26 protein-coding genes are annotated in these 23284 nt (G+C 72.6%); 7 read left to right on the top strand and 19 right to left on the bottom strand.

Annotated features, from left to right (window positions below):
• Window positions 1-60: 60 nt before the first annotated feature.
• The 16 genes from DEJ18_RS07165 to aztB all read right to left on the bottom strand — a co-directional run bounded on the left by DEJ18_RS07165 (window position 61) and on the right by aztB (window position 14785).
• Window positions 61-1023 carry a hypothetical protein gene (locus DEJ18_RS07165; RefSeq protein WP_111210171.1) on the bottom strand — a complete coding sequence of 321 codons (963 nt, stop codon included), beginning with the start codon at window positions 1021-1023 and terminating at the stop codon, window positions 61-63.
• Window positions 998-3052, bottom strand: coding sequence for a flagellar biosynthesis protein FlhA (locus tag DEJ18_RS07160; RefSeq protein WP_111210172.1), 2055 nt, complete (start codon window positions 3050-3052; stop codon window positions 998-1000). Before DEJ18_RS07160 ends, DEJ18_RS07165 begins: the two co-directional genes overlap by 26 nt.
• Window positions 3049-4242, bottom strand: a complete 1194-nt coding sequence (locus DEJ18_RS07155; RefSeq protein ID WP_111080145.1) for an EscU/YscU/HrcU family type III secretion system export apparatus switch protein — start codon at window positions 4240-4242, stop codon at window positions 3049-3051. Before DEJ18_RS07155 ends, DEJ18_RS07160 begins: the two co-directional genes overlap by 4 nt.
• Before the next feature lie 4 nt (window positions 4243-4246).
• Window positions 4247-5008 (bottom strand): flagellar biosynthetic protein FliR, encoded by a 762-nt coding sequence (locus tag DEJ18_RS07150; RefSeq protein WP_111080146.1) that lies wholly within the window; start codon window positions 5006-5008, stop codon window positions 4247-4249.
• Window positions 5008-5283: a flagellar biosynthetic protein FliQ gene (locus DEJ18_RS07145; RefSeq protein ID WP_110824888.1), complete on the bottom strand. Its 276-nt coding sequence runs from the start codon at window positions 5281-5283 to the stop codon at window positions 5008-5010. The genes DEJ18_RS07150 and DEJ18_RS07145 overlap by 1 nt, the downstream gene beginning before the upstream one ends.
• Before the next feature lie 24 nt (window positions 5284-5307).
• Window positions 5308-6135, bottom strand: a complete 828-nt coding sequence (fliP, locus tag DEJ18_RS07140; RefSeq protein WP_111080148.1) for a flagellar type III secretion system pore protein FliP — start codon at window positions 6133-6135, stop codon at window positions 5308-5310.
• Window positions 6132-6698, bottom strand: a complete 567-nt coding sequence (locus tag DEJ18_RS07135) for a FliO/MopB family protein (RefSeq protein WP_111210173.1) — start codon at window positions 6696-6698, stop codon at window positions 6132-6134. The genes fliP and DEJ18_RS07135 overlap by 4 nt, the downstream gene beginning before the upstream one ends.
• Window positions 6699-6703: 5 nt before the next feature.
• Window positions 6704-7417: a flagellar motor switch protein FliN gene (fliN, locus tag DEJ18_RS07130; protein ID WP_111080150.1), complete on the bottom strand. Its 714-nt coding sequence runs from the start codon at window positions 7415-7417 to the stop codon at window positions 6704-6706.
• Window positions 7414-8295 carry a flagellar motor switch protein FliM gene (locus tag DEJ18_RS07125; protein WP_111080399.1) on the bottom strand — a complete coding sequence of 294 codons (882 nt, stop codon included), beginning with the start codon at window positions 8293-8295 and terminating at the stop codon, window positions 7414-7416. Before DEJ18_RS07125 ends, fliN begins: the two co-directional genes overlap by 4 nt.
• Window positions 8296-8361: 66 nt before the next feature.
• A complete protein-coding gene (locus DEJ18_RS07120) occupies window positions 8362-9288 on the bottom strand; it encodes an OmpA/MotB family protein (protein WP_111210174.1) in 927 nt (308 codons plus the stop codon).
• 2 nt (window positions 9289-9290) lie between these two features.
• A complete protein-coding gene (locus DEJ18_RS07115; RefSeq protein WP_111080152.1) occupies window positions 9291-10103 on the bottom strand; it encodes a motility protein A in 813 nt (270 codons plus the stop codon).
• A gap of 1 nt (window position 10104) precedes the next feature.
• Window positions 10105-10392: a flagellar FlbD family protein gene (locus DEJ18_RS07110; RefSeq protein WP_111080153.1), complete on the bottom strand. Its 288-nt coding sequence runs from the start codon at window positions 10390-10392 to the stop codon at window positions 10105-10107.
• Window positions 10393-10564: 172 nt separating this feature from the next.
• Window positions 10565-11782, bottom strand: a complete 1218-nt coding sequence (locus DEJ18_RS07105; RefSeq protein ID WP_181434165.1) for a hypothetical protein — start codon at window positions 11780-11782, stop codon at window positions 10565-10567.
• A gap of 26 nt (window positions 11783-11808) precedes the next feature.
• Window positions 11809-12729 carry a zinc ABC transporter substrate-binding protein AztC gene (aztC, locus tag DEJ18_RS07100; protein ID WP_258376889.1) on the bottom strand — a complete coding sequence of 307 codons (921 nt, stop codon included), beginning with the start codon at window positions 12727-12729 and terminating at the stop codon, window positions 11809-11811.
• Window positions 12726-13946, bottom strand: a complete 1221-nt coding sequence (locus DEJ18_RS07095) for an ABC transporter (RefSeq protein ID WP_111210176.1) — start codon at window positions 13944-13946, stop codon at window positions 12726-12728. The genes aztC and DEJ18_RS07095 overlap by 4 nt, the downstream gene beginning before the upstream one ends.
• Window positions 13871-14785, bottom strand: a complete 915-nt coding sequence (gene aztB, locus DEJ18_RS07090; protein ID WP_111210177.1) for a zinc ABC transporter permease AztB — start codon at window positions 14783-14785, stop codon at window positions 13871-13873. Before aztB ends, DEJ18_RS07095 begins: the two co-directional genes overlap by 76 nt.
• A gap of 50 nt (window positions 14786-14835) precedes the next feature.
• Between aztB and DEJ18_RS07085 the strand changes: the two genes are divergently transcribed.
• Window positions 14836-15465, top strand: coding sequence for a metal ABC transporter ATP-binding protein (locus tag DEJ18_RS07085; protein ID WP_258376890.1), 630 nt, complete (start codon window positions 14836-14838; stop codon window positions 15463-15465).
• A gap of 11 nt (window positions 15466-15476) precedes the next feature.
• Here the strand turns inward: DEJ18_RS07085 and DEJ18_RS07080 are convergent, their stop codons facing one another.
• The 3 genes from DEJ18_RS07080 to DEJ18_RS07070 all read right to left on the bottom strand — a co-directional run bounded on the left by DEJ18_RS07080 (window position 15477) and on the right by DEJ18_RS07070 (window position 18283).
• Window positions 15477-17066, bottom strand: a complete 1590-nt coding sequence (locus tag DEJ18_RS07080; RefSeq protein WP_111210406.1) for a Na+/H+ antiporter — start codon at window positions 17064-17066, stop codon at window positions 15477-15479.
• A 106-nt stretch (window positions 17067-17172) separates the two neighbouring features.
• The gene (locus DEJ18_RS07075) at window positions 17173-17391 is read right to left on the bottom strand and encodes a hypothetical protein (protein ID WP_146241525.1); all 219 of its coding nucleotides are present in this window, start codon (window positions 17389-17391) and stop codon (window positions 17173-17175) included.
• A gap of 190 nt (window positions 17392-17581) precedes the next feature.
• A complete protein-coding gene (locus DEJ18_RS07070; protein WP_111210179.1) occupies window positions 17582-18283 on the bottom strand; it encodes an SDR family oxidoreductase in 702 nt (233 codons plus the stop codon).
• Between the two features lie 93 nt (window positions 18284-18376).
• Between DEJ18_RS07070 and DEJ18_RS07065 the strand changes: the two genes are divergently transcribed.
• The 6 genes from DEJ18_RS07065 to DEJ18_RS07040 all read left to right on the top strand — a co-directional run bounded on the left by DEJ18_RS07065 (window position 18377) and on the right by DEJ18_RS07040 (window position 23218).
• Window positions 18377-18778, top strand: coding sequence for a MerR family transcriptional regulator (locus tag DEJ18_RS07065; protein ID WP_111080159.1), 402 nt, complete (start codon window positions 18377-18379; stop codon window positions 18776-18778).
• 161 nt (window positions 18779-18939) lie between these two features.
• Window positions 18940-19344: a hypothetical protein gene (locus DEJ18_RS07060; protein WP_111210180.1), complete on the top strand. Its 405-nt coding sequence runs from the start codon at window positions 18940-18942 to the stop codon at window positions 19342-19344.
• A gap of 300 nt (window positions 19345-19644) precedes the next feature.
• Window positions 19645-21237: a peptide chain release factor 3 gene (locus DEJ18_RS07055; RefSeq protein WP_111210181.1), complete on the top strand. Its 1593-nt coding sequence runs from the start codon at window positions 19645-19647 to the stop codon at window positions 21235-21237.
• A gap of 117 nt (window positions 21238-21354) precedes the next feature.
• Window positions 21355-21903 carry an alternate-type signal peptide domain-containing protein gene (locus DEJ18_RS07050; RefSeq protein ID WP_111210182.1) on the top strand — a complete coding sequence of 183 codons (549 nt, stop codon included), beginning with the start codon at window positions 21355-21357 and terminating at the stop codon, window positions 21901-21903.
• 64 nt (window positions 21904-21967) lie between these two features.
• Window positions 21968-22855, top strand: coding sequence for an SMP-30/gluconolactonase/LRE family protein (locus DEJ18_RS07045; protein ID WP_181434166.1), 888 nt, complete (start codon window positions 21968-21970; stop codon window positions 22853-22855).
• A 126-nt stretch (window positions 22856-22981) separates the two neighbouring features.
• Window positions 22982-23218, top strand: coding sequence for a hypothetical protein (locus DEJ18_RS07040; RefSeq protein WP_110911277.1), 237 nt, complete (start codon window positions 22982-22984; stop codon window positions 23216-23218).
• Window positions 23219-23284: the final 66 nt, after the last annotated feature.

The following is a 23284-nucleotide window of genomic DNA, read 5'->3' as shown; positions in this document are numbered from 1 at the left end:
CCGGCAAGCCTAGCGACTCCCCGCGGACGAGCGGGTCGACGCCCCGGTGTGGGTCGGTGGTCAGAGGGTCCGGACCGGCAGGCCGAGCAGGTGCACGGTGTCCGGGGTCGCGGTCTCCTCGGCACCGATGGCGAGCACGCCGGCGAGCGGGACCGGTGTCTCGGCCACCGCGGCGAGCATCCGGACGGCGTCCTCGTGCTTCCGTCCGGCGTCGACGACGACCCAGACCTGGTCGGGTGCGAGGGAGGTCGTGGTCGCGACGTCCGTCCACGCGGCGACCGCGAGCAACGCCACGCCGTCGCGCACGGCGTCGGCGCGCGCGAGGATCCCGCTCCGTCGGTCGGACGCAGCCGTCGCCCGCAGGCCGTGCCGGGTGGCGAACACGCCGGCGGCGGCGTCGACGTCGGCGGCCCGGCCGACGAGGAGCACGAGGTCACCGTCGGCGGAGCAGACCGCGGGCGCGGGTGTCCGGACGGGCGCAGGAGCCGGAGGAGCGGGCCGCTCGGGACGCATTTCGGCCCACGGGTCGGTCTCCGGGCCTCCGGGCCCGACGGACGCGACCGAGGTGGTCGACGCGACCGGCTCGGGCGACGTCGCCCCGGACGGGACGACCTGGAGGCCCGGCTCGGCCGGAGCGGGGACGCCGGCGGTCCGGCGCGGCGGAGCCAGCCCGTCGGCCGCGAAGCCGTCGAGCACCGACGCGAACGCGTCGGCGCGGGTGGTGGCCGTCCCGTCGGTGTCGGCGATGCGCGCCTCGGCGGCCTCGGCGTCGGCGAGGAGTGCCGCGATCCCGATGCGCTTCGCCGGCGAGGCCGCGATCGCGACGCGGGCCGTGGGCGGGTCGAGCGGATCCGGGACCTCGATCGTCGCCTCGACGTGGGCCTTCCGGAACAGCCCGGCGACCCCGCCGGTGGTGACGCGTTCGGCGGCGACGATGCGCGCGCCGGGGCCGAACTCGGCGAGGACGGCGGCGCGGACCTCGTCGAGCGTGGCCCCGCTACGCTGCGATCGGATCGGCGGCACGGACCACTCCCACGGTCTCGATGGTGGACCCCGCTGCCGTGGCCTCCTGGTAGGAGAGCACGGGCAGCCCGTTCGCCTGCGCCGACACCATCCGGTGCACGGCCGGACGGAGCTGCGGGGCGCAGACGAGGACCGCGGACAGCCCCTGCTCCTCGACGGCCTGGACCGAGTCGCGCACGGAACCGAGGACCTGCTCGATCCGGTGCGCGTCGAGCAGGATCTGCGTGCCCTGCTCGGACGGACGGAGTCCCTCGAGCATCGCCTGCTCGAGGCCCGGGTCGATCATGATCACCCGGAGCACGGAGCCGTCGAGGTGTCGGGCGGCGAGGGCCGGACCGAGCGACGCACGCGCGGCCTCGACGAGCCCCTCGGGGTCGGTGGAGACCTTCGCCCGGAGGGTCAGCGCCTCGCAGATGCGGCCGAGGTCGTTGATCGGCACGCGCTCGGCGAGGAGCCCCTGCAGCACACGCTGGAGTTCCGCCATCGAGAGCATGCCCGGCACGAGCTCCTCGACAGCGGCGGGGTTGACCTGCTTGACGCCCTCGGCCAGGACCTTGACGTCCTCGCGGGTGAGGAGCCGGGCGGCGTTGTCGCCGATCACGGCCTGCAGGTGGGTGACGAGCACGGACACGCGGTCGATCACGGTCGCACCGGTCATCTCGGCCGCGTGCCGGAGCTCGGAGGGCACCCACTTGCCCACCAGGCCGAAGACCGGCTCGACGGTGGGGTCACCGGGCAGGCCGTCGAGCTGCTCGCCGAGGGCCAGGACGCTCCGCGCGGGGGCGGTGCCACGCCCGGCCTCGACCCCGGCGATGCGGATGGCGTACGTCGACGGCGGCAGGTCGATGCTGTCCCGGGTGCGGACCGGCGGGACGACGATGCCCATGTCGACGGCGATCTTCCGCCGCAGCGCCCGGACCCGCCCGAGCAGGTCGTCCGACGCGCCGGAGACCATGTCGACGAGGTCGGGGGCCAAGAGGATCTCGAGGGCGTGCACGCGCATCTGTTCGAGGAGGTCCTCCGGGGTGTCGCTCGGCGGGGCGGCCGCGGCGATGGCCTGTTGCTCGGCGGCTGCGGCGGCGGCCTTCTTCGCGTTCTGACCGATCCGCCAGCCGGTGAACAGCAGCGTGCCACCCACGAGCAGGAACGGCAGGATCGGCATGCCCGGGATGAGCCCCATCGCGATGGCGGCGACCCCGGCGATCATGAGGGCGACCCGGGACTGCGAGAGCTGGTCGGCCGCCGAGGTGCCCATCTCGGTCTCGGCACCGGAGCGGGTGACGATCATGCCGGTGGAGACGGCCATGAGCAGCGCCGGGATCTGGGTGACGAGCCCGTCGCCGATGGTGAGGATGCCGTAGTGGGACAGCGCCTCGGTGACGCCCATGCCGTTCTGCAGCATGCCGATCGCGATGCCGCCGATGAGGTTGATGACGATGATGAGGATGCCGGCGATGGCGTCGCCCTTGACGAACTTCGAGGCGCCGTCCATCGCGCCGTAGAAGTCGGCCTCGGCGGAGACGGCCGCGCGGCGCTCCTTCGCCTCGGCGTCCGTGATGAGCCCGGCGTTGAGGTCGGCGTCGATCGCCATCTGCTTGCCGGGCATCGCGTCGAGGGTGAAGCGCGCTCCGACCTCGGCGACGCGCTCGGCGCCCTTCGTGACCACCACGAACTGGATGACGATGAGGATGAGGAAGACCACCGAGCCGATGATGATCGAGCCCGAGACCGCGACGTGCCCGAACGCCTGGATGACCTCGCCCGCGAAGCCCTCGCCGAGGACGAGCCGGGTGGACGCGACGTTGAGGCCGAGCCGGAACAGCGTCGCGACGAGCAGCAGCGACGGGAACACCGAGAAGTCGAGCGGCTTCTTGACGAACAGCGTCGTGAGCAGGATGACGAGCGCCAGCAGGATGTTGCAGATGATGAGGAAGTCCAGCAGGAACGACGGCACCGGCAGGATGAGCAGCAGGATGATGCCGACGACGAACACCGGCACGGCGAGCTTCGGCAGGTCGGAGCGCTTCATGCGGGGACCCCTTCTGGTTCGGTCTGGACGCCGCGCGGGGTGCGGAGCTTCCGGGGGCGGACGTCGCCGGTGAGCGTCGTCGGGTCAAGGACGGTGGCGACCTCGTCCGGGGTGGTCGGACGGGGCGGGGTGTGCGTGCCGCTCGCCGCACCGTGGGCGGCGAGGGTCATGACGAACGACAGGACGCGGGCCACCGGCGTGTAGAGGTCGACCGGGATCTCCTGACCGAGCTCGCACGCCGCGTGCAGCGCCCGGGTGAGCGGGACGTCGCGCACCATCGGCACGCGCTCCTCCTCGGCCCTCTGCCGGATCGCGTCCGCCACCGGGCCGGCCCCCTTCGCGACGACCCGGGGCGCGGACTTGCCGGCCTCGTACTTGATCGCCACGGCGTAGTGCGTCGGGTTCGTCATGACGACGTCGGCGGTCCCGATGGCGGCGATCATCCGGTTGCGGCTGCCGGCGAGCTGCCGGGAGCGGCGCTGGGACTTCACGAGCGGGTCGCCCTCGGCCTGCTTGTTCTCGTCCTTGACCTCGCGCTTGGTCATCATGGTGCGCTTGCGGTTCCGGCGGATCACGACGAACACGTCGAGGGCGGCGAGCACGAGGCCGGCGGCGACGGCGGCCTGCAGGAGGGTGCCCGCGCCGGCGCCGGCTGCCTCGAGGACGCTGGTGAGCGGCAGGGACCCGCTCGACATGAGCACGGGGACGAGGCCCTGCACGGCGAACCACAGCACGAGTCCGACGACCGCGGTCTTCAGGAGCGCCTTGACCCCGTTCCAGAGCGCCTGCGTGCCGAACACCCGCTTGAGGCCGGCGACGGGGTCGAAGTGGTCGGGCTCCGGCGTGAGCTTCTTGATGTGCACGCCACCCTGCGCGACCGAGGTGGCGAGCACCGCCACCGCGACGACCCCGAGCATCGGGCCCAGTGTCGTGCCGATCGAGGCGAGGGCGTCGTCGAACACGTGCCGCATGGTCCCGATCGAAGGGTCCGCGATGACGAGCGCGACGGCGTGCATCTGCTGCTGTCCGGCGGCCGAGGCGTGACCGATCAGGGACGGGAACATGAGCGCCGCGACGGCGATGCCGATCCAGGCGCTGAGGTCCTGCGACCGCCCGAGCTGTCCCTTGCGGTGGACCTCGCGCATCCGCTTCGAGGTCGCTTGTTCGGAGCGTTCTCCGCTGTCCGACACGTCGTCACCCCCTGCCCGTGATGGCCTGCACCGCGTCGCCGGTGAGGGACGACACGACGCTCGGCAGCGCCATGAAGAGCGCGCCGGCGAACAGGACGGTGAGGCCGATCTTGATCGGGAAGCCCATCTGGAAGGCGTTGAGGGCCGGGGCGACGCGGGTGAGGAGCCCGAGGCCGACGTCGGCGAGGAACAGCACCACGACGAGCGGCCCGGCGATCTGGAGCGCGGCGAGGAACATCTGTCCGAAGGCCGCGACCAGCATCGGGGCGACGCCGTCGATCGGGAAGCGTCCGTCGACGAGCGGCACCCCGTCGAAGGACCGCACGAGCCCGCCGATGATGAGCTGGTACCCGCCGGAGGCGAACAGCAGGGCGAGGGACGCCATCTGGAACAGGCGGGTGAACTGTGCGCCGTTCACCTGGGACTGCGGGTCGAACGCCTGCGCGAGGGTGAAGCCGCCGAACAGGTCGATGAGCGCACCCGCGGACTGCACCGCGGCGAAGACCAGGTAGACCATGAAGCCGAGCACGAGGCCGACGAGCAGCTGCGTCACGAGGGCGACGAGGAAGGTCGCGGTGTCGAGCTGCTCGTAGCCGGCGGTCACCCTGGGAGCCACGCCGATCGCGAGCCCCAGGCCGAGGATGACCTTCACGACGCCGGGGAACGCGCGGTACGAGAACGGCGGTGCGACGACGAAGAACGCGACGAGCCGGACGCCGGCGAGCATCGTGCCCTCGAGCCGGGCCGCGTCGAACAGCAGCTCCATCAGCCGCTCCCGAGCAGCTTCGGGATCATGTCGAACGCCACGTGCGTGAACGCGACCATCTCGGAGATCATCCAGTTGCCGCAGACGACGAGGGCGACGGCGACCGCCAGGGCCTTCGGCACGAACGAGAGCGTGACCTCCTGGATCTGCGTCACCGACTGGAACAGCGAGATCGCGAAGCCGACGACGAGCGAGGTGACGAGCACGGGCGCGGCGAGCTTGCCGGCGACGAGGAGCGCCTGGAGGGTGAGGTCGATGACCGCCTGCTGGTTCACGAGTGCCCCCCGGGCCGGACGGCGTCAGACAACGTGGTAGCTCTCGATGAGCGACGTGATGATGAGACCCCATCCGTCGACGAGGACGAACAGCAGGATCTTGAACGGCAGCGAGATCATCACCGGCGGGAGCATCATCATGCCCATCGACATGAGGGCCGCCGAGACCACGAGGTCGATGACGAGGAACGGGATGAAGATGACGAACCCGATGATGAACGCGCTGCGGAGCTCGGAGATGATGAACGCCGGGATGACGGTGGTCATCGGCACGTCGGCCATCCGCGCGGGGTTGTCACGACCGGCCGCGCGGGTGATGAGGGCGACGTCCTCGTCACGCGTCTGGTGCAGCATGAAGGTCCGGAGCGGTGCCGTCCCGGCGTCGACGGCCTGCTGGAAGTCGATCTTGCCGGCCAGGTAGGGCTGCAGGGCGTCGTCGTTGACGTGCCCGATCACCGGCGCCATCACGAAGAGCGACAGGAAGAGCGCGAGTCCGGCGATCACCTGGTTCGGCGGGATCGACTGCAGGCCGAGCGCGTTCCGGGTCATGGCGAGGACGACGAAGATCTTCGTGAACGACGTCATCATGAGCAGCAGCGCCGGGGCGACGCTGAGCAGCGTGATGCCGATGAGCGTGACGACGGCGGACGACGGCGTGCCGTCGGGCCCGTTCACGTCGACGCTGAAGCCGCCCGTGGACGGGGTCGCGGGGGCGGTCGGCACAGCGGGCGCGGTGGGTTGGACGACGCCGGCGGCGGAGGCGCCGGTGGTCGTGAGCATGAGGAAGCCGGCGACCATCGTCAACCCGAGGAGGACGAACAGCACGATCCTGCCCGTGCGGGCCGCGCTCACCCGGTCCGCCGCGAGCGGAGGACCGACGCCGCCTGGCGCCAGGTGTCCGCGGAGAGGATCGAGCCCTGCAACTGCGCGGCGATCGGGACGACCCGCTTGTCCCCCGTCACCGTGCGGTGGGCACGGCGACCGCGGGGCCGGAGCGGCAGTGGGTCGGAGCCCGGCCGGCCGGTGTCGGCCGGGGTCGCGGCGACGACCGGGAGGCCCGGTGCGGCCTGGTCCTGCCGGTCGAGTTCGGCACGGAACGCGTCCGCCGTCGGCAGCGCCACCGGACCCGTCACGAGCGTGAGCTCCGGCGCGGGCGCCTGCCCGCTCGTCAGGAGTGTGACGCCCTGTTCGGCGACCCCGAGGACGAGTCGCTCGCCGTCGACGTCGACCACGACGACGCTCGCCTTGCCGCCGATGCCCTGCCGGGCGACCACCTCGACCGACGCCGAACGACGCCCGCGCGTGCGACCCGCGCCGAACTGCCCCTTCTGCATGCGTCGGTGCAGCACCCACATGAGGGCGAGCACGACGCCGAGGGAGAGCGCGACGCGGAGCGCGATGACGAGCGTGTCCACCGGGGTCAGACCGTCTCGGCGACGTCGAGGATCTTCGTGATGCGGACGGCGTAGTCCTGGTCGACGACGACGACCTCGCCGTGCGCGATGAGGCGTCCGTTGAGCAGGACGTCGGCGGGGGCCCCGGCGGAGCGGTCGAGTTCGACGACCGCGCCGGGCTCCATGCCGAGCACGTCGCGGACGGACATCCGGGTGCGGCCGATCTCGACGGTCAGGGTCATCTCGACGCTGTTGATCCGGCCGAGGTTGCCGGCGGGCAGGCTCGGCGCGGCGCTGACCGGTTCGGCGACCGTGCCGTTCTCGCGGATCCGGACCGCGACCCACCCGGCGGGGGCCCCGGCGCCGGTGAGCGCGAAGACGACGGTCTCCGGGTCGGCGACGAGCGCCGCCGCGGACTCGCGTCGGCCCTCGCCGAGCACCCCGGCGCCGAACGGGGCGACCGCGGCCTCGAGCGACGGGCGGAGCACGTCGGCGACCGAGACGAGTCCCGAGTCGACCCCGCCCGCGGCGGTGATGCCGGCGAGGTCGACGAGGACCACGGCCAGGTCGGCGGACACACCGCCGACGAACGAGGCGACCACGGCGTCGGCCGCGCGCGCCTGCAGGTCGGGGGTCGGGCCTCCCGGCTGCGCGGACGCGATGAGCGGGACGGGGGTGGGCAGCGCGCTGGCGAGCGCCTCGGCGGCGGTCGTGTGCAGCGTGGAGGTGACGGCGGTCATGCGGACGGCTCCGATGCGGTGGTGGTGACGACGACGCCCGCGAGTCGCGAGCCGTTCGCGCCGACGGCGGCGGTGCCGACGGGTTCACCGTCGACGGAGATGGTGAGCGGGCGGTGCTGGGGGTGCGGCAGCGGCAGGACGTCCCCGACGGCGAGGCCGAGGACCTGGGCCGGCAGGACGGTCGCGGGCGCGAAGCGGAGCGAGACGCCGACCGGCACCGCGGCGAGCTGCGCGTCGATGAGGGCCTTCGCGTCGGCGGTCGAGACGTCGGCCGGACGGTCCACGAGCTGGGGCAGGACGGCCTCGGCCGGCAGGGCCAGCGTGCCGTCGGCGATGCGCTCCCCGACCCGGATCTCGAAGGACGCGACGATCATCAGGTCGGACTTCTGTGCGGCCTGGGCGAACTGGCTGTTGAACTGGAAGGCTCCGGCGGAGATCGCCCGGTCGAGCAGCCCGCCGAGCGAGTAACGGAGGTCGTCGAGGGCGTCCTCGACCAGGCGGCGCACGAGGGCCTGCTCGATCGGGGTGAAGGTGCGCTCGGGCGTCGGCAGCGGCTTCGAGGCACCGAGCGAGTGCGACACCCACGTCAGTGCGGCGTCGAGCGGCACCTGCAGGACGCCCTTCGCGGGCACGCCCTCGATCGGCAGCAGCACCATGCCGGTGAGCGCCGGCAGCGAGGCGGCGTACTCGTCGTAGGTCATCATCGCGACCTGCTCGCACGTGACCTGGCTGAGGACGCGGACCTTCGCGGTCAGCTGCGTGCCCCACTGGCGTGCGAACGTCTCGAAGGCGAGTTCGAGGACCCTGGCGTGCTCACGCGCGAGCGTCGACGGGCGCGCGAAGTCGTACACCTCGGGCGCGGTCAGGGTCTCGGTCACGAAGCGCACTCTCGACCACCGGACGGCGGCCGTCAGCTCTGGCCCCTCTTCTGGGGCGGCGTCCCGCTACCCGGAGCGGGCCCCGTCCTGTGCTGCGGCGAGGGCCGGCATGAGGGCGCTGACGTCCTGGTCGGCGTTCGACAGGACCACGATGTCGACGCGTCGGTTGAGCGCGAGGTCCTGGTCGCGGGTGCCCTTCGCCAGCGGTCGGCTCGACCCGAAGCCGACGGACTGGATGTGCTCGGCCGGCATCCGCCCGCGTTCGACGAGGTCCCGCAGCACCCCGGTCGCTCGGGCCGAGCTGAGCTCCCAGTTCGTGGCGTACGGCGCGGTGGAGTTCCGGCTGTCGGCGTGCCCCTCGACGCTGACGTCGTGGTCGGCGTCGCGGAGGACCGGGGCGATGGCGTCCATGATCCGCCGTGCCTGGTCGGACAGGTCCGCGCTGTTGGTGCCGAAGTAGGTGTCGCTGCCGACGAGCCGGACGGTGAGGCCGCGGGCGTCGAGGCGGAACTGGACGTTCGCGTCCTGCCCGGCCTTCTGGAGGTTGCCCGAGATGGCCCGCTCGATGGCCTGCAGGTCGTCGAGCTCCTCCTTCGCCGCCGCCAGGTCGGCCTTCGTCGCGGTCGGCGGCACGACGGCGGCCGCCGGGTCGGCGTTCGTGTCCTCGGCGCCGGAGGCTGCGGTGGAGTGGTCGGCCTGCGCCTTGTCGACGGAGTACCCCGCGCCGTCCTCGACCTCGTCCTTCGTGACGATGGTCCCCGAGGCGGTGTCGATCTTCTGCGACTCGACCTCGCCGAACCCGGTGGCCAGGGACTCCTTCAGGGCCATGTACTTGTCCTGGTCGACGGAGGACATCGCGAAGAGCACGAGGAACATGCACATGAGCACCGTGATCATGTCCATGTACGAGGCCATCCAGCGCTCGTCGGGGTGCTCGACCTCGTGCCCGCCCTTCGTGCGACCGCGTCCGCGACCGCGCGGGTTCGCGCTCACGGTCAGGCCGCCAGCTGCTGGTCGTCGGCGCCGGCCCTGGTCTTCCCGCCCTTGCCGGCTGCGCCGCGGGCGCTCGGCGGCACCATCGCGGTGAGACGCTCACCGAGGAGCCGCGGCTGGCTGCCGGCCTGGACGGCGAGGAGGCCCTCCATGAGGAGCGTCTGCCGGTCGGACTCGAGCTGCGCGAGCTTCCGGAGCTTGCCACCGAACGGCAGCCAGAGGAAGTTCGCGGTGAGCAGACCCCAGAGCGTGGCGACGAAGGCGCTGGCGATGAGCGGGCCGAGCTCGTCGGGCTTGCCGAGGTTCGCCAGGACGTGGGTGAGCGAGACGACGGTGCCGATGATGCCGACCGTCGGGGCGAAGCCGCCGAGGCCCATGAAGAACGCGCTCGCGCTCCGCATCGGTGCCGCGTTCGACTCGATCTCGTCCTCGAGCAGGATCCGCAGCTCGTCGCCGTCGGTCCCGTCGGCGATGTTCTGCAGGGCCTTCTTCATGAACGGGTCGTCGTGCTTGTCGGCTTCCTGCTCGAGGGCGAGCAGGCCGTTCGCGCGGGCCGTCTCGGCGAGTCCGACGACGTCGTCGATGACCGTCTGCGGCGGGGTGACCTTGCCCGTGAAGGCCTTCGGCACCATCGCGAAGGCGGCCAGGGCGTCCTTCAGCGTCGTGCTCGCGACGCCGCAGCCGATGGTCGCGACGAACACGAGGAGCATCGGCGCGGGCAGGAAGAGCCCCGCCATCTCGACGTGCTCCATCTGGGCCATCCCGAACAGGGCGCCGAAGGCCAGCAGGATCCCGATGATGGTCGCGATGTCCACGTCAGCGCCCCCCGTCCTGCGAACGGAGGGTCGCCACGGGGGCGAGGGTGGGCTGCGGCCCGGTGGCCGCCGTGTCCCGGGCCGTCGGCAGGTCGGTCCCGTAGGCCATGCTGACGATGCGGGCGCGGTACGCGGCGATCCGCTCGATGACCTCGGCCAGGGACTCGCGGACGATGTACTTCGCCCCGTCGACCATGATGAGCGTCGTGTCCGGCGTCTCCTGGATGCGCTCCACGAGATCGGGGTTCACAGCGAATCCGCTGCCGTTCAGTCGTGTGACGACGATCATGGCCCGTCCTGGTTCTCGATCGACCCGCCGCCGTCCGTGGGGCAGGTGTTCGACCGCCCGTCCGTGGGTGGTCAGTGCGCACTATCGGCGCGTCGCGCCACGCCGTAAGTGCGGGACGGACGCGAGGCCCGTGACCGACTGGTCACGGGCCTCGCGGGTGCGGTCGGTCGGCTCAGACGACCGCGATCTCGTTCGGGACGCCGGGCAGGCGGTCGCTGGTCGCGACGACCTCGCCGGTCTCGAGGTCCACGGCCGAGACCGTGCGCTCGCTCGGGTCCGTGACGTAGGCGATGCCGTCGACGACCTTGAGTGCGGGGTGCGCCTCCTGCCACTCGGCGGGACCCTCCCACGCCTCGATCACCGGGAAGGTGTCGAGCGACTCGCCGGTCTCCTCGTCGAGGACGTGCAGGGCACCGTCGCTGCCGAGGAGCACGGCCGAGTCACCGGGACCACGGGCGATGTCACGGAAGGTGAAGCCGACACCGTCGGGCATGTCGGCGAGGCGGTACTCGCCGGCAGCCGCGTCGATGAGTGCGACCTGGTCGAGGAGGTACCCCTCGGAGTCCGGGTCGTCGTTGTAGTCGCCGACGGCGATGCTCGACGACTCGGTCGTGAAGAGGTTGCCGGTGCGGCCGTACTCGGTCGGGGCGTCGATCTTCTCGAAGGCGCCGTCCCGGTACACGAGCGCGCCGTCGGTGCAACCGAAGACGGCGACCTCGTCGGCCACCGCACCCTCGCCGTGCACGTCCGGGCACTCCTCGGAGCGGGCCGTCTCCTGGCCGTCGGCGTCGAGCGCGCGGACGCCGGAGCGGGACTCCTCGGTGCCGATGGTGGTGAGGAGGGTGCCGTCCTCGAGTTCGATCGCGACGCCGTGGTGTGCGGCCTCGGACTCCGTCGTGTCGACGTCGGGCAGGTCGCCGCCCTCGACGGCGCTCGCCAGGTCGGCCGTGTCGAACGTCGTGACGTCGCCGGAGCCGTCCGCGAACAGCGCGGTGCGGTCCCCGTGGACCACGACGTGCCCACCGGTGTCGGCCGGGAACGTGACGTCGGTCAGGGCGGTGTCCGCGCTGGTGCCGGCCGCGGTGTCGAGCACGCGGAAGCCCTCGGGGACGGTGACCATCACGTGCCGGTCGTCGCCGGCGGGGTTGACGCGGGTGAAGCCGTCGATGGCGTGCTCCCCCACGACCTGCAGGTCGCTGTCGAGCACGAGCAGGCCGCCGTCGTGCGTCAGGGTGATGCGGTGACCGGTGTCGGTGTCGGTGTCGGCGGCCTGCGTGGCGGAGGCGCTGCCACCACCGGCGGGCGCGGTGCCGGTGCCGGCACAACCGGTCAGGAGGAGGGCGGACGCGCCGAGCAGCACGGCCGGGGCGAGGAGTGTCTTCTTCGTCATGGTCATGACTGTATTGATTCTCATTCTCAATTGCGAGCCGACAGGCCGTCGACGATCGCCTCGGTGTTCGCGCGCATCATCTCGAGGTAGGTGGCAGCTCCCTCGCCTTCGGGCGTGAGCGACTCGGTGGCGAGGGAGCGGATCCGGACGTGGACGTCGACTTCGTCCGCGAGCACCTCGGCGAGGCGCGCAGGCTGGGACGCGTCGACGAAGATCGTCGGCACACCGGCGTCCTCGATGGCCGACGCCAGGTCCCGCAGGTCCGCCGCGCTCGGGGAGGCCAGGGTCGTGCCGCTCGGGATCACCGCCCCGACCACCCGGAAGTCGAACCGGTCGGCGAGGTACCCGAACACGTGGTGGTTCGTCACGAGGGCCCGTCGCTCCTCCGGCAGCGCAGCGAACGCGGTCGCCATGTCGTCGTCGAGGGCGTCGAGTTCCCCGCGGTAGTCGCGGAGGGCGCTGTCGAGCGTGTCGTCGTCGAGCCCCTGGACCTCGTGGAGCTCCGCACCGAGGGCGTCCACCACCGCGCGCATCCGGGCGGGGTCGGTCCAGAAGTGCGGGTCGGGGCCGCTGGCGTCCTCGGTCGTCCAGTCGAGCACGTCGATCGCGTCCCCCGCGGTGAACACCGGGACGCCGTCCGTGGCCGCGGCCTCGACGTGCCGGGCGACACCCTCTTCGAGCCCGAGGCCGTTCTCGACGACCAGGTCCGCGGAGCGCAGCCGGGCCGCCTCCTGCGCGGAGACCTCGAACGAGTGCGGGTCGGCGCCGGGCGGCATGAGGACCATCACGTCGGCACTGTCGCCGACCACCCGTTCCACGACGTCGCCGAGGATGTTCGTGGTCACGGCGACGAGGGGTCGCTCGTCGGCACCCGCCGCGGTGCACCCGGTCGTCGCGAGGGTCGCGAGCACGGCGGCGGTGACCGCGACCCGGCGGACGCGGATCACCGGCCGACCTCGGCGAGCACGTCGGGGCGGACCGGGACCTCGATCGACCGGGCGACCCGGGCGCCGTCGGCGAAGTCGATCTCGTGCACGACCGAGCCCTCCGGGTCGGACAGGTAGGCGCGCTGCGCGTCGAGCTGCAACGTCGCCCGGCCAGCGGCCGCGAGGGGTTCGGTCGTCACCGGGGCGGAGTCCCCGTCGGACCAGACGCGGACCCGGCCGTCGGTGTCGAGCGCGACGACGTGCGCGTCGGCGTCGTCGACCGCGACCGCGTGCACCAGGGGGCGGTCGGTCGGGACGTGCTGCCAGGTGCGCTCACGGGTGTCGAGCAACCAGTACCCGGAGTCCCCGGCGAGGGCGGCAACGGTGGGCCGACCGGTGCGGTTCGCGAAGTCGGTCGCCCGCGGGAGGTCCGCATCGGCTGCGGGGACCGCGACGGTCTCGACGACCGGGTCGCCACCGTCCGGCCCCTCCGTCACGAGGACCGCGCCGTCCGCGCAGCCGACGACCGCGCCGACCCGGGTGACGATGCCACCGGCCGGGTCGGTGCAGGCGGCGTCGACACCGGTCGGCTCCCCCTCGGCGTCGAGCACCGTGACGCGGTCCTCGTCGACGTCCCCCGCCACGAGGAGCGTGCCGAGCGGCAGCAGCACGCCGGCGCCGGCGACCGTCGCGGTCTCGCGTACCTCACCCTGTCCGAGCGCCGCACGGTCGAGCGCGACCGCCCGGGCCGACTCCGGCCAGGCCAGCGTGGTGGTCGACTCCGAGGACGCGAGTTCGACGGGCCCGCCGTGGTCGAGTCCGCCGACGACCCGTGCCGTCGCGTCGTAGTAGTGCGTGTGGTCGCCGTGGTCGACGGTCCAGGACCCACCGTCCACGATCGTCGTGCGCTCCCCGTCACTCGTGGCGAGGAAGCGCCCGTCGGTCGCCGCGTGCGCGGGAGCCGGGACGTCGTCGAGGGACGCCGTCTCGCCGGCCAGCAGGTCGTGGACGGCGACGCTCCCCTCGTCGTCGGCGAGCAGCAGCCGCAGCTGGGGCTCGGACGCCTCGGACGCGCCCTCGACGTACCCGTGCGGTTCCGCCGGAGCGGACGACGCACTGCCCGGTGCGCCGGACGGGTCGGCGTCCGGTGACGAGCAGGCGGTCAGGAGGAGCGCGGCAGCGACTCCGAGGGCTGCCGGGACGGCGATCGGGGCTGGTCGTGTGCGGAGGTGGTGCATGGTTCCTTCCGGGGACGGTGGACGAGGAGCTGGGTCGAACGGCGGAGGCCGTGCGAGAGGGCGACGGCGACGATCGCGACGAGGGCGATGCTCGCGCCGGCGGCGGTGCCGGCGTGCCACGAGACGAGGAGACCGACCGTGACCGCGGCGACCCCGAGCACCGCACCGAGGGCCATGGTCGCTCCGGCGCCACGCGTCCAGGCGCGGGCGGCCGCGGCGGGGGCGAGGAGCAACCCCACGACGAGGAGCGTCCCGACGGCCCGGTACGAGGCGACGACCGCCAGTGTCACGAGGGCGACCAGGACGACCTCGGCCAGTCGGGGTCGCAACCCGAGCGTCGCGGCCTTCCGCGGGTCGAACGCGGCGGCGGTGAAGGAGCGGTGGAACAGCCCGGCGACGGCGAGGGCGACACCGGCGGCGACCACCAGCGTGCCGACGTCGGCCGGGGTCACGGCGAGCACGTCGCCGAACAGGATCGCGGTCACGTCGGTGGCGAACGACCGCGACCCGGACACGATGATGACCCCGAGCGCGAGCATGCCGACGAAGAGCAACCCGATGGCGGTGTCGTAGGACAGCCCGCCGCGACGACGGAGCGCCTGCACGCCGAACACCATCACCCCGGCGCTCACCGCGGCACCGAGCACGGCCGGGACCCCGGTGAGGGTGGCGACCGCGACGCCGGGGAGCATGCCGTGCGCCAGGGCCTCGCCGAGGAACGCCATCCCGCGGACCAGGACCCAGGTCCCGACGACGGCGCAGAGCACGGCGGCCGTCGCTCCGGCCGCGAGGGCGCGGAGCATGAAGTCGACGGAGAACGGATCGGTCAGCCAGGTCACGGACGACCACGCTACATGGGAATGATTCTCCTTACTGATAGCCTCCTCAGGTGTCGACCCTCCCCGTGCGCCTCCGTTCCGTGACCGTCCGACGCGGGGGACGCACCGTCCTCCACCGCGCCGACGCGGTCTTCGAACCCGGGTCCGTGACGGTCGTCGCGGGTGCGAACGGCTCCGGCAAGTCGACGCTGCTCGAGACCGTCGCCGGGGTCCTCCCCGCGGTCGAGGGCACCGTCAGCGGCGTGTCACCGCGCTCGGTCGCGCACGTCGCCCAGTCGGTGTCGATCCCGGGGCCGCCGCTCACCGTCCGCGCGACCGTGGCGATGGGGCGGTGGGCCGCGCTCCCCTGGTGGCGTCCCCTCCGCGCCCGGGACCGGGCCGTCGTCGACGAACAGCTCGCCCGCCTCGACCTCGACGACCTGGCGGACCGCCCCCTCGCCGAACTCTCCGGCGGACAACGGCAGCGTGCGCTCGTCGCGACCGGGCTCGCCCAACGCGCGCCGGTGCTGCTCGTGGACGAACCGACGGCGGGCGTCGACGCCCGCTCGCTCGGCCTCGTCCTGGACGCCCTCGCGACCGAGGCCCGCCGCGGCGCGGTCGTCGTGCACGCGGCCCACGACCCCGAGGCGCTCGCCGCGGCCGACCGGGTGCTCACCCTCCGCGGCGGCACCCTGTCCTGACCGCGGACCGGTCAGTCGCGCTGGTCGAGGCGGAGCAGTCGGGTCTCCTCGGCGTCGTACTCGGCACGCACCTGCCGGAGCACGAGGTCGTCGATCTCCCCCTGGTCACGCAGCCGCAGGACCGTGGCGGCCTTGAGACGCACGAGCGCCAGTTCGAGTTCCACCGCCGCGCCGCGCTGCTGCAGGAGCGGGTGGTCGTCGTCCTCGCTCTCTTCGGCCTCCACGAGCGCCAGGTGTCCCTCGTAGTCCGCACGGATCCGGTCGACGATCTCGGCGTCCGCCCCGGTCTTCCGGGCCAGACGCGGCAGCGCGTCGAGGGCCTCCTCGAGTGCGGTGCGCTCCGCCGACCGACGCTCCTCGAGCACTTCGCCGCTGCCGTCGAACGCCGCCCACCGGACGACCGCGGGCAGCACGAGCGACTGTCCGACGATCGTCACCACGACGACGCCGGCCGTGACGAAGACGATGAGGTCCCGGTCCGGGAACGCGCCGCCGCTCTCCACCATCCGTGGGACGGCCACCGCCGCCGCGAGCGAGACCGCGCCGCGGAACCCGGTCAACCCGCTCACCAACCGGTCGCGGTGTCCCTCGCGGGGTGAGCCTCCCGTCCGGAGCGTCACGAGCCGCACCGTGCCCCAGGTGAGGTTGAGGAACGCGAACCGGAGCACGACGACGGCCAGCGACACGGCGCCGATGAGCCCGAGGCCGACCGCGATCTCCCCGCCCGTCAGGGCACGGACCGAGATCGTCGCCTCGATGCCGACGAGCACGAAGAGCGCGGCGTTCAGCAGGAACGTGGCGAACGACCAGAAGGACCGGACCTGCTGCCGCGTCTCCGCCCGGTCGAGCTTCGGCGCGACCTGGCTGACGACGAGGCCCGCCACGACGACCGCCAGGACTCCGGACGCGTGCACCGCCTCGGCCACGAGGAACGCGGCGAACGGCACGAGCAGCGTCAGCAGGTTCTCGAGGACGACCGCGTGCACGCGACGGAGGACGAGCATCCCGAGCCACGAGGTCAGCAGCCCCGCGGCGATCCCGCCGACGTACGACAGCAGGAGCATGCCGGACACGTTCCAGAACGTGAGCTCCTGCTCCCCCGCCGTCACCGCGACCGCGATGCCGTAGATCACCAGCGTCGTGCCGTCGTTGACGAGCGACTCGGCACGGAGGACCGTGGTGTTGCGCCGCGGCAGCGACCGGGTCAACGCCCCGACGGCGGTGGCGTCGGTCGGGGCGACGGCCGCGCCGAGCACCCACGCGGGACCCCACGGCATCCCGAGCAGGTGCAGGAGCGTCGCGACCCCGCCGGCGGTCAGCACGACCAGGAGCGTGCCCATCAGCACGATGCCCCGGAGGTTGGCGCGGATCTCGCGCAACGAGATGGTCAGGCTCTCCCAGTACAACAGCGCCGGCAGGAAGAGCAGGAGCACCGCGTCCGCCGGCAGCTCCAACTCCCCGAACACGGGGATGAACGCGATGCCTGCGCCGAAGGCGAGGAGCAGCACCGGGGGTGCGATGCGCACGCGGTTCGAGACGGCGGTGGCGACGGCGATCGCGACCACGAGCACGACGACCAGTTCGGGTGCGATGAGTTCCATGAGGAGCACAGCCTGACAGGGCGGAGGTGTCCGCGCTCACGCCTGGTCCGCGTGGCGAAGTCCGACGGACCGGCGCGGCGTGCCGGGGGGGGGCGGGGTGATCGGCTCAGCGGCCCCGCTCGGCCCGGCTCGTGATGACCAGGAACGTCACGTGCCCGAGCAGCGCGATGCCGAAGAAGACGAGTGCGACGGCGTAGACCCGGTCGAGCGTGCCGTCGCCCGTGAGCAGCAACACGACGCACCCGACCACGGCCGCGGTCAGCACCCCGACCTGCACCATCGACCACGTCTTCCGCCAGCGCGGCTGCTGTCCCTGCCCGTTCACACTCCCATCATCGACCACGTCGGACGCGGTGCCGACGGAACACACCGTCCTCGTCGCCGTCCGTCGACCCTGCCGTCCGGTCCGACTGAGGCCACTGCGGACGGGAGGCCCGTGGCGGGGTCGCCTCGGGCCTCCCGTCCCGACCGTCTCGACGCTCGGACCGGTGTCCGCGCTCGCGCCAGCGGGTCGATCAGCCGAGCTGCGCGGCGAAGTCCACCGGGTCGCCGGCGAGGGACGCCTTGACGAGGCGGCTCCAGTCATCGACCAGGACCTCGGCCGTGTCACGCTCCACACCGTCGAGCGCGAGGCGGGCGACCTCCGTCGGTGCGGTCTTCGGCCCGTCGTACTCGGCCATCATGTCGGTGTCCGCAGCACCGAGGTGCAGGCCCTGGACGGTGATGCCGCGGCTCGCGAGCTCGGAGCGGACGCTGTTCGTCATGTTCCACTCGGCGGCCTTCGCGGCCGCGTACCCGCCCGCACCCGGTGCGGCGAACCAGGAGAGCGCCGACAGGACGTTGACGATCGCGCCGCCGCCGTTGCGTTCGATGACCGGAGCGAACGCCCGGACCATCTCGAGCGTGCCCCAGAGGTGCGTGTCCATCGCGGACCGCGCACTCGCGAGGTCGCCGGTGACGAGCGAGCCCGACGTCGAGATCCCGGCGTTGTTCACGAGCAGGGTGACGTCGGTCGCCGCAGCGGCAGCCGCAGCGACCGACGCGGGGTCGGTGATGTCGAGGGGCAGCACCTCGACCCCGGGGACGTCGACGAGCTCCGGTCGCCGGGCCGTCGCGTAGACCTTGGCGGCGCCGCGCTCGAGGAGGTGCTCGACGAAGCCCCGGCCGATGCCGCGGTTCGCGCCGGTGACGAGGGCGACCGATCCGGTGATGTCCATGGTTTCCTTCCGCCGAACGGGTCCGTCCCGCTGCGGCTCGGTTACGGTAGGACCTCACATCAGTGTCAGGGGCAAGCCCGGGACGGAGACGACATGCGCATCGGGGACCTCGCTGCCGAGACCGGGGTGAGCGTCCGCTCGCTCCGCTACTACGAGGAGCAGGGGATGCTCGCCGCGACCCGCACCGGGAGCGGACAACGGACCTACGGTGCGGACGCCGTGGACCGCGTGCGGCTGGTCCAGCAACTCTTCGCCGCCGGGCTGCCGAGCCGGACCATCGTGCAGCTCCTGCCGTGCGTCGACGCGGGTCGCGCGACCCCGGAGAGCTTCGCCCTGCTCGTGCAGGAGCGCGACCGGATCACGGCCCAGCTCGCCGAGCTCACGGCGGCGCGGGACCGACTCGACGAGGTCATCCACATCAGCGAGCACCCGACACCGGAGCACTGCCCGGCACTGCGGACCGGGGCGGAAGCGGTCGTCACGGCGGCAGCCTGACCGCAGGGGCCCCTCCCGCCGACGGCCGGCCGGACCGGCAGTGGACGGCGCAGCGCCGAGCGGCGACACTCGGAGCATGCGGGCGACGGGCGGGGACGTGGGTGCGGGCCGGCCCTGAGTACCGGCTTCGGGCACGTCCGGACGGACGTCGGATCGCCGTCGTGGTGGTCGTCCTCGCCGTCGTCGTCGTGGTGGTCGTCGCGCTCGTGCGCGTCCTCCACCCGCCGGTGATCGGCGAGGAGTACTCGGGTGCTGGCCCCGGGACCCTCGGTGTCGACGGCTCCGGGGACACCACGCCGACCGTCGGCTGGGTCGAGCCCGGCAGGCGGTTCTTCGTGATGGCCTACGGGTCCTCGACCTGCCCCCAGGCCCCGACCGGCATCGACCAGCGCGGCACGTCCGTCGAGGTCGAGTTGCGACTGCAGGGCGGACCGGCGTGCACGGCGGACTTCGGACCGACGGCCTACGCGCTCGACCTCCCTCACCCGACCGGCCCCGGGACGGTGCTCGACGTGACCATCCGCCTCGACGACGGCGGGACCACGGTGGCACGGCTCAGTGGGTGACGAGTACCGCCGACCCACCCGGACCAGCACACGGACGTCGAGCGGGTCCGGGACCTGGCGTTCCAGTTCCCGGCGGGTGACGGAGCCCGTCGACGCCACCCTGGCGGCACACGGGTGTCAGCCGCGCCGGAGCGCGTGGGGCAAGCTGTTCCGTCGGGTCCTGGGGATCCCGCCCTGCGGTGGAGCCCGTCTCGACTCGTCCGGTTCGTCGTCTGTCCGAGGCAGTCTGTATCGTCGTGGGGTGCAGATGACGGAACACCAGGATGTCGCCGTCCGCGGACGGCTCGAGCGAGGCGCAGCATGACCGGCCCCGCTGTGGTCGAGGTCGCTTCGGCCGGCCTCGTGCAGCGCGAGGCCTCACGCCGTCGGACCGTCGCCGTCATCGCGCACCCGGACGCGGGCAAGTCGACGCTGACCGAGTCGCTCACCCTCGCGGCCGACGCCATCGACGAAGCCGGCGCGGTCAAGGGGAAGGCGACCCGTCGTGCCACGGTCTCCGACTGGATGGAGATCGAGCGGAGCCGCGGCATCTCCATCAGCTCCGCGGTCGTCCAGCTCGACGCCGGTGGGACGCTCATCAACGTCGTGGACACGCCGGGGCACGCGGACTTCTCCGAGGACACCTACCGGGCCCTCGCCGCCGTCGACTGCGCCGTGATGCTCATCGACGCCGCCAAGGGCATGGAGGCCCAGACGATCCGGCTGTTCGAGGTGTGCCGCACCCGCGACATCCCCGTCATCGCAGTCGTCAACAAGTGGGACCGGCCCGGGCGCGAGGCGCTCGACCTGCTCGACGAACTCGAGGAGCGCACCGGCCGCACCCCCACCCCGGTCACCTGGCCGGTCGGTGAGGCCGGTGACCTGCGCGGTCTCGTCGACACCGCGACGGGAACCCTCACGACGTTCGAGTCGACCGGCGGCGGACACCTCCCCGTCGCGACCGGACACCCGGCCGGAGCAGCGGCCGAGCTGCTCGGCGCCGCCTGGCAGACCGCCCTGGAAGAGGTCGAACTCACCCGAGAGGTCCGCGGCCTGCCCGACGAGGGCGACTTCCACGACCGGATGAGCATGCCGGTCTTCTTCGGCGTCGCCACCAAGCACGTCGGCACCGTCGACCTGCTGCGCTTCCTCCGCGACGCCGCTCCCGCCGCCCTGCCCCGCCGCACCCAGGACGGCGCCGCCCGCCCGGTGACCGAGCCCTTCGCCGCGCAGGTCTTCAAGGTGCAGGCCAACATGGACCCCGCGCACCACGACCAGGTCGCCTTCGTGCGCATCTGCTCCGGCCGCTTCGACCGGGGCATGATGCTGACGCACGCCCAGTCCGGTCGGCGTTTCAACACCAAGCACGCACTGAGTGTGTTCGGGCGTGAGCGTGACACCGTCGACGTGGCCTGGCCCGGCGACGTCGTCGGCCTCGTCAACGCGACGATGCTGCACCCCGGCGACACGCTGTTCAGCGAGGAGGCCGTCGAGTTCGAACCGCTCCCCCGCTTCGCTCCGGAGATGTTCGCCACCGTCGCCCCCACCGACCCGAGCACGGCGAAGAAGTTCCGGAAGGGCATGCAGCAGCTCGCCGGGGAAGGCGTCGTCCAGCTGCTGCACTCCGAGCGTCGGACCGCGCAGGCGCCGATGGTCGGCGTCGTCGGGTCGCTGCAGCTGGAGGTCCTCACCTCCCGCCTGATGGCGGAGTTCGGCACCGCCGTCCGGGTCGAGCCGTTGCCGTGGACCATGGTGCGCACCGTCACGGACGCGGACTTCGCGATCCTCGAGAAGCGTCGCGACCTCGAGATCGTCACCACCGACCGCGACCGGTACGGACTGTTCCGCGACCAGTGGCACCTCAACTCGGTGATGCGCGAGCTGTCGGGCCTGGAACTGCCGGCGCCCGTCTGACCAGCGGTGCGCGTGCCCCTCGATCTGGGGCCGCACGAAGCGGACGGCGTCCCGTGTCCGCACTTCTGGGGACCGGTACGGTCGGGGCATCCACCGACCCGACCCGAACGGGCCCCCATGCACAAGATCGTCACCGGTGTCGTCGCCAGTGCCAGCGGCCTCGCCCTCCTCCTCGGCGGCGCGGGCACCTTCGCGCTCTGGAACGCCGAGGCCTCCACCCGTCCAGCGACGGTCTCCTCCGGCACGCTCGCGCTGTCCGCGAACCCGGACGGCGTGTGGACGGACATCACGAACGGTCGGTCGGACGTGGTCGACATCACGACGGTGCGGATGGTCCCCGGCAACGCGTACCAGTTCCACCAGACGCTGGACGTGACGGCGACCGGCGACGAGCTGACGGCGGACCTGTCCTGGGTGCCGCAGAGCATCACGGGCGACGCGGAACTCATCGCCGCGTCGACGCAGTCCCTGTCGCTCGCCTCCACCAGCTCGAGCCTCGCGCCCGCGGGCCGCACCTCGTGGACCGTGACACCGACGGACGGTACCTCGGTCCTCGACGTCACCTTCACGATCGGGCTGTCGTCGGACGTCACGACGGGCAAGGGACAGTCCATCGACCTCAGCGGCATCGCCTTCACGCTCAACCAGAAGCCGATCGGGCCCTGAGCCCGGTCGTCCGGCACACGTCCTCCCCGTGCGCCGACGCCGGGCCGGGTGGCAGGCTGGGGGTGTGCACACCACCCTGCAGTCCGCGACCGACGTCGTCACCGGTATCCGCTTCCCCGAGGGGAACCGCTGGTACCGCGGCCGGCTCTGGTACTCCGACATGCACACGGGCGAGGTCTTCTCGATCGACCCCGGCACGGAGGACGGGCCGCGTCTGGAGACCACCGTGGACGGCCAGTCGTCCGGGCTCGGGTGGTTGCCCGACGGACGGCTCATCGTCAGCGCGATGGAGTCCCGCACGGTCGTGGCGGTGGACGCCGCGGGGACGACGAGCGTCTTCGCGGACCTGTCCGCCACCGAGCCGTCGCTCCTGAACGACCTGGTCGTCGACCCGGAGAGCGGCCGCACGTACATCGGCGCGTTCGGGTACGACCTGTACGGCGGCGAGGAGTTGCGCCCCGGCCCGCTGTACGTGATCGACCCGGACGGCTCCTCCCGGCTCGCTGCGGACGGACTGGTGTTCCCGAACAGTGCGAACGTGTTGCCCGGGACGCGGACCCTGGTGGTCAGCGAGACCTGGGGTGGCCGTCTGACCGCGTTCGACATCGAGCCGGACGGCAGCCTGACGGGACGGCGCGAGTGGGCGGCGTTGCCGGACGGGGTCACGCCGGACGGGAGCACGGTGGACAGCGAGGGGGCGATCTGGGTCTGCTCGGTCGACACGGGCGAGTTCCTGCGCGTCGTCGAGGGCGGCGAGGTCACGGACCGCATCGACGCACCCGGCCTCTGCGCGATCGACTGCGCACTCGGCGGACCCGACGGCCGGACGCTGTACCTCGCCACCGCGGACAGCTACGACCCGGCCACCACCGCGCAGACACGCGCGGGGCGGATCAGCGCCGTGCAGGTCGCCGTCCCCGGGCCGTCGACCGTCGCGCGGGACGGTGCCTGACCGGCAGTCCCCCGGGACGGCATCTCCCGGGACGAGCCGACACGCTCCCATGGGACCGTTCCCAGCAGCGGTCTCCGGGCCGCTAGGTTGTCCCTACCGGACATCGTCCGGGAAGGGGGGAACACCGTGATCGTCGTCCTGACACTCACCGCCGTGGCCGTGCTCGTCGTGTCCGCACTCGTCGTCCTCGAGCTGCAGGACCGCCGCCGACGTCGTGTCCTCGGGCACCTGGGACGTCCGGACCGGGCCGTCGGGGACCGCGCGGTCGCCGACATGGACGCAGCACGGTCGACCGCCGAGGGCATCTCGAGGGCAGCGCACCCCGGGACCTCCGGTGCCGCAGGGATGTCTTCCGTCGCCTGACGACCCGTTCGTGCACGACCCCGCCTCGACGGGACCACGCGCACGAGTTCCGTCAGTCCGGAGAGC

This window comes from Curtobacterium sp. MCSS17_015, assembly GCF_003234265.2.
Taxonomy (GTDB): Bacteria; Actinomycetota; Actinomycetes; order Actinomycetales; family Microbacteriaceae; genus Curtobacterium.
The sequence above is the reverse complement of the archived record's forward strand: the minus strand, read 5'-3'. Positions and strand labels throughout refer to the sequence as shown.

Coding starts and splice junctions, on each gene's coding strand:
- DEJ18_RS07065 (WP_111080159.1), top strand. CDS start 18,377: ATGCGCATCGGGGACCTCGCTGCCGAGACCGGGGTGAGCGTCCGCTCG.
- DEJ18_RS07080 (WP_111210406.1), bottom strand. CDS start 17,066: ATGGAACTCATCGCACCCGAACTGGTCGTCGTGCTCGTGGTCGCGATC.
- DEJ18_RS07105 (WP_181434165.1), bottom strand. CDS start 11,782: ATGACGAAGAAGACACTCCTCGCCCCGGCCGTGCTGCTCGGCGCGTCC.
- fliN (WP_111080150.1), bottom strand. CDS start 7,417: ATGACCGCCGTCACCTCCACGCTGCACACGACCGCCGCCGAGGCGCTC.
- DEJ18_RS07160 (WP_111210172.1), bottom strand. CDS start 3,052: ATGAAGCGCTCCGACCTGCCGAAGCTCGCCGTGCCGGTGTTCGTCGTC.
- DEJ18_RS07095 (WP_111210176.1), bottom strand. CDS start 13,946: ATGCACCACCTCCGCACACGACCAGCCCCGATCGCCGTCCCGGCAGCC.
- DEJ18_RS07110 (WP_111080153.1), bottom strand. CDS start 10,392: ATGATCGTCGTCACACGACTGAACGGCAGCGGATTCGCTGTGAACCCC.
- DEJ18_RS07070 (WP_111210179.1), bottom strand. CDS start 18,283: ATGGACATCACCGGATCGGTCGCCCTCGTCACCGGCGCGAACCGCGGC.
- DEJ18_RS07050 (WP_111210182.1), top strand. CDS start 21,355: ATGCACAAGATCGTCACCGGTGTCGTCGCCAGTGCCAGCGGCCTCGCC.
- DEJ18_RS07150 (WP_111080146.1), bottom strand. CDS start 5,008: ATGGAGCTGCTGTTCGACGCGGCCCGGCTCGAGGGCACGATGCTCGCC.
- DEJ18_RS07055 (WP_111210181.1), top strand. CDS start 19,645: ATGACCGGCCCCGCTGTGGTCGAGGTCGCTTCGGCCGGCCTCGTGCAG.